At 70.0% G+C, this 13900-nt stretch carries 15 protein-coding genes; 5 read left to right on the forward strand and 10 right to left on the reverse strand.

Going from position 1 to position 13900, the window contains the following annotated elements; genetic code table 11:
- Positions 1 to 11 precede the first annotated feature (11 nt).
- Positions 12 to 1043 carry a DNA repair and recombination protein RadA gene (gene radA / locus JT689_RS11425; RefSeq protein WP_012289511.1) on the reverse strand — a complete coding sequence of 344 codons (1032 nt, stop codon included), beginning with the start codon at positions 1041 to 1043 and terminating at the stop codon, positions 12 to 14.
- Positions 1044 to 1170: 127 nt separating this feature from the next.
- Between radA and JT689_RS11430 the strand changes: the two genes are divergently transcribed.
- Together JT689_RS11430 and JT689_RS11435 are read left to right on the forward strand one after the other, a co-directional pair.
- Positions 1171 to 2274 carry a 60S ribosomal export protein NMD3 gene (locus JT689_RS11430; RefSeq protein WP_010903850.1) on the forward strand — a complete coding sequence of 368 codons (1104 nt, stop codon included), beginning with the start codon at positions 1171 to 1173 and terminating at the stop codon, positions 2272 to 2274.
- A complete protein-coding gene (locus JT689_RS11435) occupies positions 2267 to 3307 on the forward strand; it encodes a class I SAM-dependent methyltransferase family protein (protein WP_205251265.1) in 1041 nt (346 codons plus the stop codon). Before JT689_RS11430 ends, JT689_RS11435 begins: the two co-directional genes overlap by 8 nt.
- Here JT689_RS11435 and JT689_RS11440 read toward each other — a convergent pair.
- Positions 3304 to 3540 (reverse strand): hypothetical protein, encoded by a 237-nt coding sequence (locus tag JT689_RS11440; protein ID WP_049892570.1) that lies wholly within the window; start codon positions 3538 to 3540, stop codon positions 3304 to 3306. The two genes, JT689_RS11435 and JT689_RS11440, sit on opposite strands and share 4 nt — an antisense overlap.
- A gap of 14 nt (positions 3541 to 3554) precedes the next feature.
- On the opposite strand from JT689_RS11440, the gene JT689_RS11445 reads away from it, so the two are divergent.
- Positions 3555 to 3695 (forward strand): hypothetical protein, encoded by a 141-nt coding sequence (locus JT689_RS11445; protein ID WP_157849924.1) that lies wholly within the window; start codon positions 3555 to 3557, stop codon positions 3693 to 3695.
- Here the strand turns inward: JT689_RS11445 and JT689_RS11450 are convergent, their stop codons facing one another.
- From JT689_RS11450 to JT689_RS11480, 7 genes are all read right to left on the reverse strand, one after another.
- Entirely contained in the window at positions 3696 to 5489 is a 1794-nt protein-coding gene (locus JT689_RS11450; protein WP_205251266.1) for an ATP-dependent DNA helicase, read from the reverse strand.
- Between the two features lie 31 nt (positions 5490 to 5520).
- Complete coding sequence (locus JT689_RS11455; RefSeq protein ID WP_136360931.1) at positions 5521 to 5721, reverse strand: hypothetical protein; 201 nt, start codon at positions 5719 to 5721, stop codon at positions 5521 to 5523.
- A gap of 42 nt (positions 5722 to 5763) precedes the next feature.
- The gene (locus JT689_RS11460; RefSeq protein ID WP_205251267.1) at positions 5764 to 6882 is read right to left on the reverse strand and encodes a phosphate uptake regulator PhoU; all 1119 of its coding nucleotides are present in this window, start codon (positions 6880 to 6882) and stop codon (positions 5764 to 5766) included.
- 85 nt (positions 6883 to 6967) lie between these two features.
- A complete protein-coding gene (gene pstB, locus JT689_RS11465; RefSeq protein ID WP_205251268.1) occupies positions 6968 to 8008 on the reverse strand; it encodes a phosphate ABC transporter ATP-binding protein PstB in 1041 nt (346 codons plus the stop codon).
- Positions 8001 to 9605 (reverse strand): phosphate ABC transporter permease PstA, encoded by a 1605-nt coding sequence (gene pstA, locus JT689_RS11470; RefSeq protein WP_010903856.1) that lies wholly within the window; start codon positions 9603 to 9605, stop codon positions 8001 to 8003. The genes pstB and pstA overlap by 8 nt, the downstream gene beginning before the upstream one ends.
- The gene (gene pstC, locus JT689_RS11475) at positions 9605 to 10720 is read right to left on the reverse strand and encodes a phosphate ABC transporter permease subunit PstC (protein WP_010903857.1); all 1116 of its coding nucleotides are present in this window, start codon (positions 10718 to 10720) and stop codon (positions 9605 to 9607) included. The genes pstA and pstC overlap by 1 nt, the downstream gene beginning before the upstream one ends.
- A gap of 43 nt (positions 10721 to 10763) precedes the next feature.
- The gene (locus tag JT689_RS11480; protein WP_205251269.1) at positions 10764 to 11903 is read right to left on the reverse strand and encodes a substrate-binding domain-containing protein; all 1140 of its coding nucleotides are present in this window, start codon (positions 11901 to 11903) and stop codon (positions 10764 to 10766) included.
- A gap of 154 nt (positions 11904 to 12057) precedes the next feature.
- Between JT689_RS11480 and JT689_RS11485 the strand changes: the two genes are divergently transcribed.
- Entirely contained in the window at positions 12058 to 12960 is a 903-nt protein-coding gene (locus JT689_RS11485; protein ID WP_010903859.1) for an NAD(P)H-binding protein, read from the forward strand.
- A complete protein-coding gene (locus JT689_RS11490; protein WP_010903860.1) occupies positions 12953 to 13702 on the forward strand; it encodes a hypothetical protein in 750 nt (249 codons plus the stop codon). The genes JT689_RS11485 and JT689_RS11490 overlap by 8 nt, the downstream gene beginning before the upstream one ends.
- On the opposite strand, the gene JT689_RS11495 is transcribed toward JT689_RS11490, so the two are convergent.
- Complete coding sequence (locus JT689_RS11495) at positions 13699 to 13869, reverse strand: DUF5786 family protein (protein ID WP_012289514.1); 171 nt, start codon at positions 13867 to 13869, stop codon at positions 13699 to 13701. The two genes, JT689_RS11490 and JT689_RS11495, sit on opposite strands and share 4 nt — an antisense overlap.
- Between the last annotated feature and the right edge of the window lie 31 nt (positions 13870 to 13900).

The raw sequence follows: 13900 nt of genomic DNA on the forward strand, positions 1-13900 counted from the left end.
ACCGCGGCCGCTTATTCGGGCTTCAGGCCCTCGTCCTGTACCCGCATCACGGCTTCGCCGTCCGCGAGGTTCGGCGCGTCGACGAGCTTCACGATGCGCTTGTCGTTTTTCGACTTCCGGAGATACATCCGGAACGTCGACTTGTGCCCGAGGATGTTGCCCCCGATGGGTTTCGTGGGGTCGCCGAAGAACGCGTCCGGGTTCGACTGCACCTGGTTGGTGACCAGCACCGCGGCGTTGTAGAGGTTCCCGACTTTTTCGAGGTCGTGGAGGTGTTTGTTGAGCTTCTGCTGTCGGTCCGCGAGCTCGCCGCGGCCGACGTACTCGGCGCGGAAATGCGCGGTCAGCGAGTCGACGGTGAGCATCCGCACCGGCCAGTCGCCGTCCTCGTGTTCGCTGGCGATCTCCTTGGCCTTCTCCGCCAGCAGCATCTGGTGGTTGGAGTTGAAGCCTTTCGCGACGTGGATCTTGTCCAGGAACGCGTCGACGAGCTCCGTGAGGGTGTCCTCGTCGTCGGTGCTGCCCTCGATCTCGTGGGCCTCCATCGCCGCTTGGAGTGTTTCGTCGGAGAGGCCACGCACCATGTCGTCGATGCGCTCGGGGCGGAAGGTGTCCTCGGAGTCGATGAACACCGCGCGGCCGTGGAGGCCGCCGTATTCGGTCGGGAGCTGGACGTTCACCGCGAGCTGGTGGGTGACCTGGGATTTCCCCGCGCCGAACTCGCCGTACACTTCGGTGATCGACTGGGTCTCGACGCCGCCCCCCAGGAGGTCGTCGACTTCGGGGATGTTCCAGGTGAGCTTCCCGATCTGCTCTCGGCGCTCCAAGACGGTCGCGCCGGTTTCGAAGCCGCCCACGTCGGCGGCCTCGCGTGCGGCCTGGATGACGTCCGCAGCGGTGCTTTCGCCGATGTCGGCGGTGTTCGAGAGTTCGGCGCTGTTCGCGACTGCGAGGCTCTGGAACGCGTCAAAGCCGTTGTCGCGGAGCTTCTCTGCGGTTGCCGGGCCGACGCCGGGCAGCTCTTCGAGATCGGATTCAGGCATGTATCTCCTGGTTGTGCCGCCCCACGCATAAAGTCTCGTATACAGCACACTGAAAGTGAAACTGGTCGCCGCACTCGGCCGCCGCCGTGACGGGGTACTTAACAGCCTGCGAGCGCTATCCCGGCCCATGACCGACGCAGGCAGCAGTTTCTGCCCCGAGTGCGGCGACCCCGTTGACTCGGTCGGCGGTGACGGGGCGACGCGCCGCGAGCAGTCGCTGTGCGACTCCTGCTACTTCGCGGCGTTCGATCTCGTGGACGCCCCCGACACCATCGAGGTGATGGTGTGTGCCCGCTGTGGGGCCGTCCACCGCGGGAACCGCTGGGTGGACATCGGCGCCGACGACTACGTCGACGTCGCCGTCGCGGAGACGACCGAGGCGCTCGGCGTCCATCTTGAGGCCGAGGACGTCGACTGGGAGGTCCGCCCGGAGAAACTCGACGACAACACCGTCCGGATGCACGCGACGTTCACCGGCGTCGTGCGGGACACCCACCGCACCGAGCAGGTCGCCGTCACGGTGAAAGTGAGCCGCCAGACCTGCCAGCGCTGCGGCCGCATCGCCGGGGAGTCCTATGCCTCGACGGTGCAGGTGCGGGCGGTCGGCCGGGACCCCACAAGCGAGGAGACCGACCGCGCCGCCGAGCTCGCCCACCGCATCGTCGCCGACATGGAGGCCACCGGCGACCGGGAGGCGTTCGTCACCGAGATCGGCGACGCCGAATCCGGCACCGACATCAAACTCTCCACGACCAAGATCGGGCTGAAACTCGCCCGCAAGCTCGTCGAGGAGTTCGGCGGCGACTTCGAGGACCACGAGACGCTCATCACCGAGGACGACGACGGCAACGAGGTCTACCGCGTCACCTACGCCGTCCGGCTGCCCGAGTTCGTTCCCGGGGATGTCGTGGACATCGCCGCCGACGACGGCGGCCCGGTGCTCGTGCAGTCCAACCACGGCAACCTCAAGGGCGTTCGCGTGACCACGGGCGAACCCTACGAGGCGAGCTTCGAGGACGGCGACAGCCCGGACGCCCGCAAACTGGGTGCCGTCGCGGACGCCACCGAGGCGACGGTCGTCACCGTCGAAGACGACGCGGCCATCCAGATCCTCGACCCCGACACCTACGAGGCCCAGACCGTGGCCCGCCCCGACTACGTCGACCCCGACGCGTCGACGGTCCCGGCGCTCAAATCCCGCGCGGGTCTCCACGTCCTCCCCGATGCGTAGCCTCGCCGTCGTCGTCCCGAAACCCGACAGCCAGCGCGCTATCGACGGGCTGGAGGACGAAGGCGTCTACGACGACCGCCGGAAAGTCCGAGAACACGACGCCGACCACGTCGAACTCCCGGTCACCGAGGAACCAGCCAGCATCGCCTTCGAGCGCGCCATCGCCCAAGCAGACCCCGATCCTCGCGCCCCCGACCTCGGCGACCGCCTGCGCGAGCGCGGCTGGTCGGCCGCCGAGCGCGAGCGCGCCCCCTCGTCGTGGGCGGTCCTCGGCAGCGTGATCCTGGCGGACTTCACCGACTGCCCCCGGCCCGGTGAGGTCGGGGCCGCGCTGCTGGAGCTCCACCGCGAAGCCGACACCGTCCTCGATCGCGGCGACGGCGTCGCCGGCGAACACCGGACCCCGGACGTCTCGGTCGTCGCCGGGGACGGCGACACCGAAACCGTCCACGTCGAGCACGGCACTCGGTACGCGCTGGATCTCGCTGCTATCATGTTCTCGCCGGGGAACAAGGCCGAACGCGCACGCATGGGCGACGCCACCGGCCCCGGCGAGCGCGTGCTGGACATGTTCGCGGGCGTCGGCTACTTCGCGCTCCCGATGGCCCGCGCCGGCGCGACCGTCACCGCCGTCGAGAAAAACCCCACCGCGTTCCGCTTCCTGGCGGAGAACGCCCAACTCAACGACGTCGCCGAGACGCTCGACACCATCCTCGGGGACTGCCGCGAGGTCGACGCGCCCGCCGACCGGATCGTCATGGGGTATTACGACGCGCTCGGCGGCGGTCCCGTCGGCGACGCCGCGTCCACCCCCGGCTATCTGGACGCGGCCCTCGACAACCTCGTTTCCGGCGGCGTCCTCCACGCCCACAGCGCGGTTCCGGAGGCGGAACTCTGGGAGCGCCCGCTCTCGCGGCTCCGCGCCGGCTGCCAGCGCGCCGGCCGCCCCGCCCCCACGGTGTTGGACACGCGGCGCGTCAAATCACACAGCGAAGGCGTCTTCCACGTCGTCATCGACGCCCGCGTTCCCTAGTCGCCGTCGTTTCTCGGAACCACACGCCCGTGGTACGCGAGGTGTGCGCCCGCCAGCAGCGACGCCACCCCGACCCCCCGCACCCGCCACGCCGTCGTCGGCCCGGGCGTGAACTCCGCGTCCAGGCCGACGTCGTAGGCCGTCGCCGCCCAGTCGAGCAGCCGGTTCGCGCCGAACAGGTGCAGCAACCCGGACGCGAGCAGTCCAACACCGAGCAGTCGTGTTCGGAGCACACCGCCGCGTTCACGTGGCTCCGACGAAAGCCCACCGGTACGCCTACCCGTCGCCGGCAACAGGTGTGTGCATGGACCGCAACCAGTACCGCGCGATCGTCCTCACGATCCTGCTGCTCGGGTCGTCGGTCGCGTACGCCGTCTCGCTGCTCTGATCACTCGGTGTTCCAGACGTCCGCGACCGGCGACCCCTCGCTGTCCCGGTCGTCGCGGCTCGCCGTCCGATCGGGCTGTGTCTCGCCGGTCGACCCGCGGCCACCGGTGTCCGTTGAACGGGTGGCGGCCTCGACCTGCTCGACGCCGGCAGTCGTCTCCCCCAGCGCGGCCGCCGGGTCCGGCTCGGCGAGGTCGGGCGTCGTCATCGCGTCCACCTGCGCCGCGAACCACGGCGGCATGTCCCCACGGGCGCGCTCGAAGACGTCCAGAACGCTCGAATCCGCGATGTAGGTCGCGCCGTAGTCGTCGGGCGCACGCACCACCCGGCCGCAGGCCTGAATGATCGTCTGCAGCGCCGTCCGGTAGTACCACGCCCACTGGCCGTCCGCGAGACGGGCGGCCACCCGGGAGTCGTTCGTGTTCAGAAACGGCGCCTTGCACAGCACCTGCCAGCGCCCCAGGTCGTGGGCCAGATCCAGGGCTTCCTCCATTTTCACGGCGACGAACACCTCGGGGTCGTCGCTTGCCTTCCAGCGCTCCAGTTCGGCATCCCGGGTGTCGGCGTCGTGGGTGCGCACGCGGTCGCCGACACCGGCGTCCGCGAGACGCGCCGCCAGGTTCTCCGCGATGTCGTAGCTGTGGGCGTGAACGATGCCCTTCTCGTCGGGGTGGGTCGCCATCACGCGGACGACGGTGTCCGCCAGCTTCGGCAGCGTCTGCGCGCGGTTCTCGTAGGTCATCTTCCCCTGGGTCACGTCGTACAGCGGCCGGTTCGCCACGGGGAACGTGTGCTCGACGTCGACCAGCGCGACGGTCGACGGATCGAGGCCGACGCTCCGACAGAACGCCGCCTTGTTCAGGATCGTCGCCGACAGCAACGCGTGCTTGTTCGCGCGGTCCCAGACCGTGTGCGACAGATACCGCTCGGGGTCCATGGGTTTGATCGTAACTCCCTCCTCGTCGGCGTCGACAACCCACGTCGTCGCCGATTCGGGGTCCCGGTAGTCCTCGATGAACCAGTCCAACTCGGCGATGAGCTCCTGCAAGCGGTCCCGGCGCGCCACCGCCTCCGTGGTGAGCTCGTCCTGCCCGAGCAGCTCGTCTTTCACGCCCTCACAGACCCCCTGGAGGTGGTCGGCGAAATCAGCCGTCCGCTCGGGGTCGCCGTCGAGGCCGCTCGGAACCCGGACGTCCTCCCAGACGGGCACCCGCTGCTCGTCGAGGTCGATGGTCGCGTACATCTCCGCCCACTCGGCGAGCCCGTGGGCTTCGTCGATGACACACACGTCGCGCTTCCGGAACACCTCCGACCCGGCGGTGCGCATGAAGTACGCCAGCGTCATCGCGGCGAACGCCCGCGAGGACGCGATGGCGCGGTCCGCGAAGTACGGACACCGGTGTTTCACCGCGCAGTCGTAGCCGCGCTCGCGGGCGCACGGCGCGCGGTCCACGGGCGTCGCCTCCTCGCCGGGGAGGATGCACGTGTAGTTCGACTTCCCCCGGATGAGCTTGAACTCCTCCAGCAGGTCGTCGGCGGCCACGTCGTCGAGCTGGCTCACCTGCGGCGTGGTGTAGTAGGCCCCCACGGCGTCGCTGGGGTCGGCGTCGGCGGCCCGCCGCGCACACCCCATGATGGCCCGCGCGAGCAGGCTCTTGCCGCTGCCAGTGGGTGCCCGCACCAACACCACGTCGTTGCCGGCGTCGAACGCCGCCTGGATGTCCGCCAGCGCCTGCCGCTGGGCGCCCCGGAACTCCGGCGCGGGGAACTCTTCGACGACGCGACCCGGTTGCACGCACGACGCGAGGGCTGCCGCGCGGAAAACCTCATCCCTTCAGCGCCTCCACGTCCGCGGCCGTCGGCGCGTCGGGCAGCGCCTCGATACAGTCGAAACACAGGAAGTGCTCCGTGCCGTCGTCGAACTCCAGCGTCATGCCGCCCGTGCGGACCGGCTCGCTCGCCCAGATGTTCGCGATGCCGCCGGCCAGCCGCACGTCGTCGCCGCAGGCGTCACAGGCCTCGCTCATACGCTGCCTTCGCGTGCCGGAGGGATACCAGGTTCGCCGCCGCTACCGCTGTGCGCCCACGGCCATCCGGAGCGCGACCGCAGCGATGGCCGCACCGCAGTCCGCGGTCCCCACCAGCCCGTCAAGCGCTCGGACTGCCACAGCCGCCGTGCTCGGCGTTCGCATCGCGGCCGCGTCGTCGTCGAGCGCCGCGCGCTCCACGCAGTCGGCGACCCGGCGGACGCGCGCACACTGTCGGCGCGCGTCGTGCGCGCTCGGCACCCGGCTCGACCCGCCGACCGCCTCCACGAGCGCGTCCGTCGCAGCGTCCACGCTCGCACACGCGTCCTCGCTCACCCCACGGAGCACCCGCGCAACGTCGTCGTCCAGGCTCCCGGCGGCGCGCTCCCCGACCGCCGCAACGTCGCCCGCGCGAGCAGTGGCGCGCTCCAGCGCCCGCGCCGCCGCCACGCAGCCGGCCACCTGGGGCCGTGACACCGCAAGCGCGTCCAGCGTCGACCGCTGTGCCAGCCCGCGGTTCCCGTACCGCTCGATCAGCCGCACGGTCCGATCGGCCGTATGGCACCGGTCTTCCACGCGCTCGACCACGCCGCCGCCGGACGCCGTGACGGCGTCGATCGCGGCCTCGTGGGCCGCCAACGCGTTGAACCGCAGCCGCATGAGCGACCGCCGGATGGAGACGTCAGCCGCGTCAAACAGCCCCCGGACAGCCACGTGGTCGGCCGACGACGCAGCCACGTCAACCCCGGGGAGGGTGCGCGCCCGGTCGATCACTGCGTCCCGCTGGGCGGCTGTCGGGCCAGCAGTGCCACTCCCGTCGCCGTCACCACGGGCCGACTGCGGTGCCGACACCGCCACCTCCGCCGCCGGCGGCGGCGACGCCGCCACCCCACTCACGTCGATCTCCTCGAACCCGGCGACGTACGCGGCGTCCAACGCCTCCGCCGCCGCCCGTGGCGGAGCGTCCGACGGCACCGGCACACGGGTCGACGCCAGCGGGCTGTCGGCCGCCTCGCCCCACCGCACGACGAGCGAGCCGTCGCTGTGTGGGTAGAGATACGCCGTGTCGCCCGCGCTCACGCCGTGCTCGGTGGCCCACCACCCCGGCAGCGACACCGTGTACGTGCCGCCGCCAACCTGCTGGATCTTGCGCGTTTCCACGCGCTACACCCCCGACCGGACGCCGCGAGCGGTCGCCCTGTGGCCGCCCGGCTGCGGCCGCCAACTGAACCGATCCATCCGTCGACTACCCGAACTTCCCGGCGACGTAATCCTCGACGCGCTGGCTCTGGGGGTTCTGGAAGATCGCGTCGGTTGCGTCGTACTCCGCGAGCCGCCCGCCGGTGAGAAACACCGCCGTCTGGTCGCTGATGCGGGCGGCCTGCTGCATGTTGTGCGTGACCACCACGACGGTGTACTCCTCGGCGAGCTCCTCGATGAGGTCCTCGATCTTCGCCGTCGCCACCGGATCCAGGGCCGACGCCGGCTCGTCCATCAGGATCACGTCCGGATCGACGGCCAGACACCGCGCGATACAGAGGCGCTGCTGTTGGCCCCCGGACAGCCCCAACGCGTTGTCGCCCAGGCGGTCGCTGACCTCGTCCCACAGCGCCGCGCGCCGCAGCGCCCGCTCGACGAGGTCGCGCTCCGCGTCCCGGTCGTCGCGCCCGAGCAGCCGCGCAAGCAGCCCCGTTTCGAGGTCACCATGCTTCCGGGGCCCGTAGGAGATGTTGTCCCTGATCGACTTCGGGAACGGGTTGGGCTCCTGGAACACCATCCCCACCTGCCGGCGCAGCTCCACGAGGCTCACGCCGTCACCGTAGACGTCCCTGTCGTCGAGAGCCACCCTCCCTTCGACGCGCGCCCCCCTGATCCGGTCGTTCATGCGGTTCAAACACCGCAGGAACGTCGACTTCCCGCAGCCCGACGGCCCGATGAGCGCGGTCACGCTCTCGGCGGGGATGTCCAGGGAGACCGACTCCAACGCCCGCTCCTCGCCGTAGTACGTATCCAGGTCGGACACGCTGACCTTCGCGTCCCCGTCGAACTCGTAGTCGGTCCACGCGTCCTGCAACTGTTCGTCGCTCTCGCCGACCGTTCTGGCGACCGCCGGTTCGTCGCCGTCGACCTCACCGGGCCCGCCAGGCGGGCCCGCGATACCGCCCGTCTTCGACGAGACGGCGGCCGCGGCTGCGTCTGTGCTGCCCGCCGCCGCCGCCGCGGTGGCGTCGTCGGCTCCCGAACGGTCGTCGCTGCGTCGTGGCTCCGATTGTGGTGTGTCACTCATGATGTAGCTTCCTCCTGAAGTACCGACGGCTGGCGATGCCGACCGCGTACAACCCGATCACTACCGCCAGCAAGACCAGTGCAGTCCCCCAGCCGAACGCCGCCGTGGTGAACTCGTCTTTGGGGAACACGCCCGCGGTGATCGTCGTGTACAGCTGGTAGGGGAGCGCGCTGGCGGGCGCCAACAGCGCGTCGTTGGTCACGAACGGCGGCTGGGCCGTCAGCGAGAAGCTGCCCAGCACGTCCGGCGTGTTCGACGGGTACGGTGCCCCACCGAACACCAACAACAGCGGCGCGGTCTCGCCCGCGATGCGCCCCACCCCGAGGATCACGCCCGTGATCGTGCCCGGCATCGCAGCCGGCACGACGACGCTCCGGATCGTCTGCCATTTCGTCACGCCCAGCGCGGCGCTGGCGTCGCGGTGCGCGTCGGGCACCGCCAGCAGCGCCTCCCGACAGGTCAGCAACACCAGCGGCAACAGCATACACCCCAACACCAGCTGGCCGACCAGGATCGAGTTCCCGCCGCTGAGCCGCGGCACCAGGAACGCCAACCCGAACAGGCCGAACACGATGCTGGGCGTGCTCCACAACCCGTTCGTGGCGACCTCGACGAGTTGCGTGAACCGACCGCGCTCGGCGTACTCGGTGAGGAACACCGCCGCCCCGATGCCCAACGGCACCGCGGCCACGATCGCACCGAACACCAGCCAGAGGGTGCCCACGAGCGCCGGGAACACCCCCGGAATGGTGACGTAGAGGCCGCCGGTCTGGTTGGTCACGAACGGCAGCGTCGGCCACGGCACGGCGGCGTCGACGAACGGCAGCCCGAGCGTGCCACCGGTCAGGCTCGCGCCCGTCAACACGGGCGTTATCCCCTTCGACACGACGAACCCGACGAGCAACACCAACACGGAAAGCGTCCCGACGACCACCGCACCGACCAGCGCGTACGCCCCCGCTTGCCGCCCCTCAGCGCCGAAGCCAGCGTGTGCGCTCGCGCCGCTCCACGCCGCCAGCAACGCACCGCCGACAGCCACCACCGGCACGATCTCCGTGCCCGGGAACACCGCCGACGACCACGCCGGTGCCCACGTCCAGCCACCACCGCCGCCGCTGGCCGCGATCGCACCGCCCCACCCCACGATCACGGCCGCGGCCGGCAGCGTCGCACCGGCGTCCTCGCGGGGCAACACGGTCGCCAGCGCCCCCGCCACGCCACCCACCACGGCGACGGGCAGCCACGCGTCCCCACCGCCGACGGCGACCGTCGTGGCGACCCCACCGCTGACCGCCCACAGCATGCCGACGACACAGCCGGCGGCCAGACTGGTCGCACGGGAGGGCGTGGTTTCGATGTATTCGAGCCGCGACCCGGCGCCCAACACCGCGATCCCGCAGCCAGCGACGGCCAGCCCGCCGCCCAACAGCGTGGCGACCGGGATCCCGACCACAGCCCCGCCGGGCGCAACCCACTGCATGAGACACGCCACGGCCAGGACGACGGTCGCAGCCGTCACCCCGAGCACGGTGCGCGAGGTGACCGCACCCACCACCGACTCTCCGGTGGCCAGTTGGGTCTTCGTCGCGGTCCCCATCAGGTCTCACCCCCGAGCTTGCGGTGCATCCGCCACTCGACGTACTGTGACCCGACGCTCAACGCCATCACGGTCACGAACAACACGACGCCACCGGCGAACAGCGCACTCATGTGGACGCCGCTGGCGTTCCCCCCCTCGAAGGCGATGACCGTCGTCAGCGTCTCCCCGTACTGTGAGAACACGTCGAACACCGGCGACGGGAACCCCTTCGTGTGCGTGAGCATCACCGTCGCCGCCATCGTCTCCCCCATGGCACGTCCGACACCCAACAGCACGCCCGCGGACACCCCCGACAACCCCGCCGGCAGTGTCACGCTCTTGGTCGTCTGCCACGGCGTCGACCCCATCGCCAGCGCCCCGCTTTTGACCGACTCCGGGACCGCAGCCAGCGCGTCCTCGGAGATGGTGACGACCGTCGGCAACGCCATCACGCCGATCATCGCGCCCGCGGCGAGATACGACCCGATCGTCGGCGTGCGGAACTCCGCGTAGAAATACTGGTTCAACACCGTCAACCCGATGAACCCGTACGTGATCGACGGGATCCCCGCCATCAACTCGATCCCGGGCTTCACCACGTCACGCACCCGCGGGGGCGCGATCTCGCTGATGAACACTGCGCCCGCGATCCCGACGGGTGTCGCGATCACCGTCGCGATGCACGTCGTGATCGCGGTCCCGACGAGCATCGGCGCAAGCGAGTACACGCCGCCGTCGCGGGCCGCCCACAGCGGGTCCGCGGTGCGCCCCAGCAACCCAACGCCCATGTGCTCGACGGCCGGCACCGACCGCACGAGTAAGAACGCAACGATCAACGCCAACACGCCGACGGTTCCGACCGTCATCAGAAACGTCACCGCCTTGCCGGTGGCGGCCTGCTCGCGTCGCCACCCCACGACTGTCGTCGCCAGGAACACGCCCGCCGGGAAGACGGTCCACTGCGATCCCACCAGGAACGCCACGAACGCCGCCCCCAGCGACCCGCAGATCACGGCCTGCACGGCAACGGCCGTGTCACCGGTCCGGGAGCGGTACTCGCGCGCCGACCGCGCCACACCCACAACCGGATCCGTGACGCGGGCCGCCACGGTCCGCTTGACGCGCCGCATCATGGCTGGCGCCTCCGAGCCGCCGTGCCGTGCCGGCCGCTCCGGTTCACGTCTGGTAGTTCGACGCCGCGACCTTCTCGCGCTCCGTCGACAGCCGGGACTCGGGCAACGCGAAGTAGTCGTTGCTCGTCACGAACTTCTCCTGGCCGAACTCGCTCAACAGGAAGTTGATGAACGCGGCCTCCTTCCGCGAGGTGTCCTGCCACGTGTACGCGTGGAGGTCACGCGACAACGGGTACTCCTCGGCGCCCAGGTTCTCCCCGTAGGCGTACGTCGTCCCGTCGATCTCCAGGTCAAGCGGCGGGGTGTCGCCGTCCGGCTGCACGAACGCCAACGCGATGTACCCGATGGCGTTGTCCGCCTGCCCGATGGCCTGCTGGAGTTGCTGGTTCTGGCCGTAGCGCTGGTCGGGACTGATCGCCGCCTCGGGATCGCCGAAGACGTTCGCCCGGAACGACGTGTCCGTGCCCGACCCCTGGGCGCGCCCCAGCGCCAGGATGTCGCGGTCCGGGCCGCCCAGCTCCGACCAGTTCGTGATCTCCTGGCGGTAGATCCCGCGCAACTCCTCGATGGTGATGGTTTCGACGCCGCTGTCAACGACCTCACGGCTGGCAACGATCGGCTGCCCGTCGACGCCCACGACGTGGTCGACGAACCCATCCAGGGTGTCGCTGTCCGCGTCCGGCAGCTCGTCGGCGGCGGACGCCGACGCGTCACCGATATCGACGCGGTCCTCCATGACGCCCTCGATGCCGGTGCCGGAGTGGCTCAACGCGATGCTCACCCGGAACGGCGGGCTCGACCGTTCCCCACCGGCCTCGTAGCCGTACTCCGACGCGAAATAATCAGCGAGCCGCATCTCCGTGTCGTACTCGCTGGCCCACTCCTCGGGCCAGTAATCCTCGTCGCCGGCCTCGGGGTTCGAGTTCCAGTAGCTCGATCCCTCGTTAGTGATCGGGAATACCGTCGAGGAGCCGTCACCGGTCAACACGCTGGTGTCGAGCTGGCTGGACTGGCTTGCCGTCTCGTCGCCGTCCTGGCTGGCCGCCTCCGTGCCGTCGCCCCCGCTGCCGTCGGTGCTGTTGGCGCAGCCGGCAAGCGCCGCGACACCCGCAGTACCGGTTGCGGCCACGAACGCTCGCCGAGACACTGGTCCGCTGGCCCCGTCGTCTGGGTCTGAGTGCATCGCTTGGAATGCCACCCGGAACCAGTAAACCCGTTTATAATATGGCTACGTGGTGGCTGCCATCCCTCCATAGGACTGTGTGTGCTATATATCACTGGTGAGACCACCAGTCAGCCGGCTGAACACTTAACCAGGTGACGCCCCAATCGAACCTATGGGAGTTCTTGTCACGGGAGCGACCGGGTTCATCGGCGGCCGCCTCACCCCGGCACTGGCCGGTGCCGGCTACGACATCCGGGCGCTCGTCCGCGACGCCGACGGCTACGACCCCGACACCAGCGTCGACGTGGCCGAGGGCGACCTGCTCGACCCCGCGTCGCTGGCGGGCGTCTTCGACGGCATCGACACCGCCTACTATCTCGTGCATTCGATGCGCGCCGGCGACGACTTCGCGGAGCGCGACCGCCGCGCCGCCCGCAACTTCGCCGCCGCCGCCGACGCCGCGGGGGTCGACCGCGTGATCTACCTCGGCGGCCTCGGCGAGGAGGGCACCGACCTCTCGGATCACCTCGAATCACGCCGCGAAGTCGAAGCCGTGCTCGCCGGTGCGGCCTTCGACCTCACGACGCTTCGCGCAGCCGTCGTCGTGGGTGCGGGCAGCGCTAGCTTCGAGTTGGTGTTCCAGCTCGTCGACCGCCTCCCCGTGATGATCACGCCCAAGTGGGTGCAGACGCCCTGCCAGCCCATCGCCGTCGCGGACGTGATCGCGTACCTGCGTGGCGTGCTCGAAACGCCGGCGACCGCCGGCAACACGTACGAGATCGGCGGCCCCGACGTGCTCTCGTACAAGTCGATGCTCGAACGAACCGCCACACTTGCGGGGCAGCGCCTCTTGCTCGTTCCCGTGCCAGTGTTGACGCCGACGCTCTCGACGTACTGGGTTGACCTCGTGACCGACGTGCCCCGGAGCGTCGCCCATCCCCTGATCCACGGCCTCAAACATCCGGTCGTGGTCACCGACGACCGCATCCAGGACCTCGTCGACGTGTCGCTGACGCCGTTCGACGACGCCGCCGCGAACGCGCTGCGCGAGCGCGGGGTGGCCGCCGATGAGTGACTCCCGCGACCCCCCGCCCAGCGACTACCAGGAACCCACATCCACCGCCCACGCCGCCGGCGGCGTCTACGGCGAAACCTGGGTGTACGAGAGCATCGTCGGTGCCATCCCCGGGATCGACATCTCAGACCGGCTGGCGGTCCTCATCCAGTTCGTGCTGTTCGAAGTCGGCGTCCTCGTGACCGCCGCCGTCTACGACCTCCCCGGCGCGATCCTCCCCGGCACGGCCGCCGTGCTGGTGGCGGCCGCCGGCAGCGCGTTCATGCTCGACATCGGTGCCCGCGCCCGCGGCCCGGGTGTCCCCGCCAGATACCGCCAACTGCTGTTCGCGTCCAGCATCGAAGTCGTCCTCGGCGTGGTGTCGTACGTGCTCCTCATGACGTACCTGTTCGTCTGGGACCCCCGCGACGGCGCGACGCTGGTCGCCGGCCTGCTCGGCGAGCAACCCCCAGTGATCCCGTCGGCACTCGCGTTGCTCGTGCTTTGGGACGTGTGTTACCGCATCGGGACCGGCTGGTGGGCCGCCGTCGTCGCGCTGTGGCGGTCGCTCACCCAATCCCTCCAGCCCGCCACCGCCTCCCGCATGGCCGGTGTGGACAAACGCACGCTCGGGTTCGGAACCGCCCAAGCGGTCCTGCTCCCGTTCGTCTGGGGGCATCCGCTGCTGGTCTTCGCCGTCGCCGGTCACGTCGTCGCGGTCATCGTCGTGACCACCGTCTCGCTGTCCGTCCTCAGGAACTAGTCGCTCATCGCTTTGAACTGCGCGAGCAACTCCTCGGTCGACTCGTCGGTGGTGAACTCCACGTCGCCGTCGTACGCCGCCCGCTCGTCGTCGTCCGCGGAGACGTCGACGCTATGTTTCGCCTCCCTGCGCTCGTGTTCCGCCTCGTCGTAGGCACCCATTGACATGGTAAATGTGTACACGGTAGTTCTTCGCTCT

This window comes from Halobacterium sp. GSL-19 (assembly GCF_016917855.1).
Lineage (GTDB): Archaea > Halobacteriota > Halobacteria > Halobacteriales > Halobacteriaceae > Halobacterium > Halobacterium salinarum.

What these genes read in the sequence shown, in the direction of transcription:
- radA (WP_012289511.1), bottom strand. Translation starts at nt 1,043, where the DNA reads ATGCCTGAATCCGATCTCGAAGAGCTGCCCGGCGTCGGCCCGGCAACC.
- JT689_RS11430 (WP_010903850.1), top strand. Translation starts at nt 1,171, where the DNA reads ATGACCGACGCAGGCAGCAGTTTCTGCCCCGAGTGCGGCGACCCCGTT.
- JT689_RS11435 (WP_205251265.1), top strand. Translation starts at nt 2,267, where the DNA reads ATGCGTAGCCTCGCCGTCGTCGTCCCGAAACCCGACAGCCAGCGCGCT.
- JT689_RS11455 (WP_136360931.1), bottom strand. Translation starts at nt 5,721, where the DNA reads ATGAGCGAGGCCTGTGACGCCTGCGGCGACGACGTGCGGCTGGCCGGC.
- pstB (WP_205251268.1), bottom strand. Translation starts at nt 8,008, where the DNA reads ATGAGTGACACACCACAATCGGAGCCACGACGCAGCGACGACCGTTCG.
- pstA (WP_010903856.1), bottom strand. Translation starts at nt 9,605, where the DNA reads ATGGGGACCGCGACGAAGACCCAACTGGCCACCGGAGAGTCGGTGGTG.
- pstC (WP_010903857.1), bottom strand. Translation starts at nt 10,720, where the DNA reads ATGATGCGGCGCGTCAAGCGGACCGTGGCGGCCCGCGTCACGGATCCG.
- JT689_RS11480 (WP_205251269.1), bottom strand. Translation starts at nt 11,903, where the DNA reads ATGCACTCAGACCCAGACGACGGGGCCAGCGGACCAGTGTCTCGGCGA.
- JT689_RS11485 (WP_010903859.1), top strand. Translation starts at nt 12,058, where the DNA reads ATGGGAGTTCTTGTCACGGGAGCGACCGGGTTCATCGGCGGCCGCCTC.
- JT689_RS11490 (WP_010903860.1), top strand. Translation starts at nt 12,953, where the DNA reads ATGAGTGACTCCCGCGACCCCCCGCCCAGCGACTACCAGGAACCCACA.
- JT689_RS11495 (WP_012289514.1), bottom strand. Translation starts at nt 13,869, where the DNA reads ATGTCAATGGGTGCCTACGACGAGGCGGAACACGAGCGCAGGGAGGCG.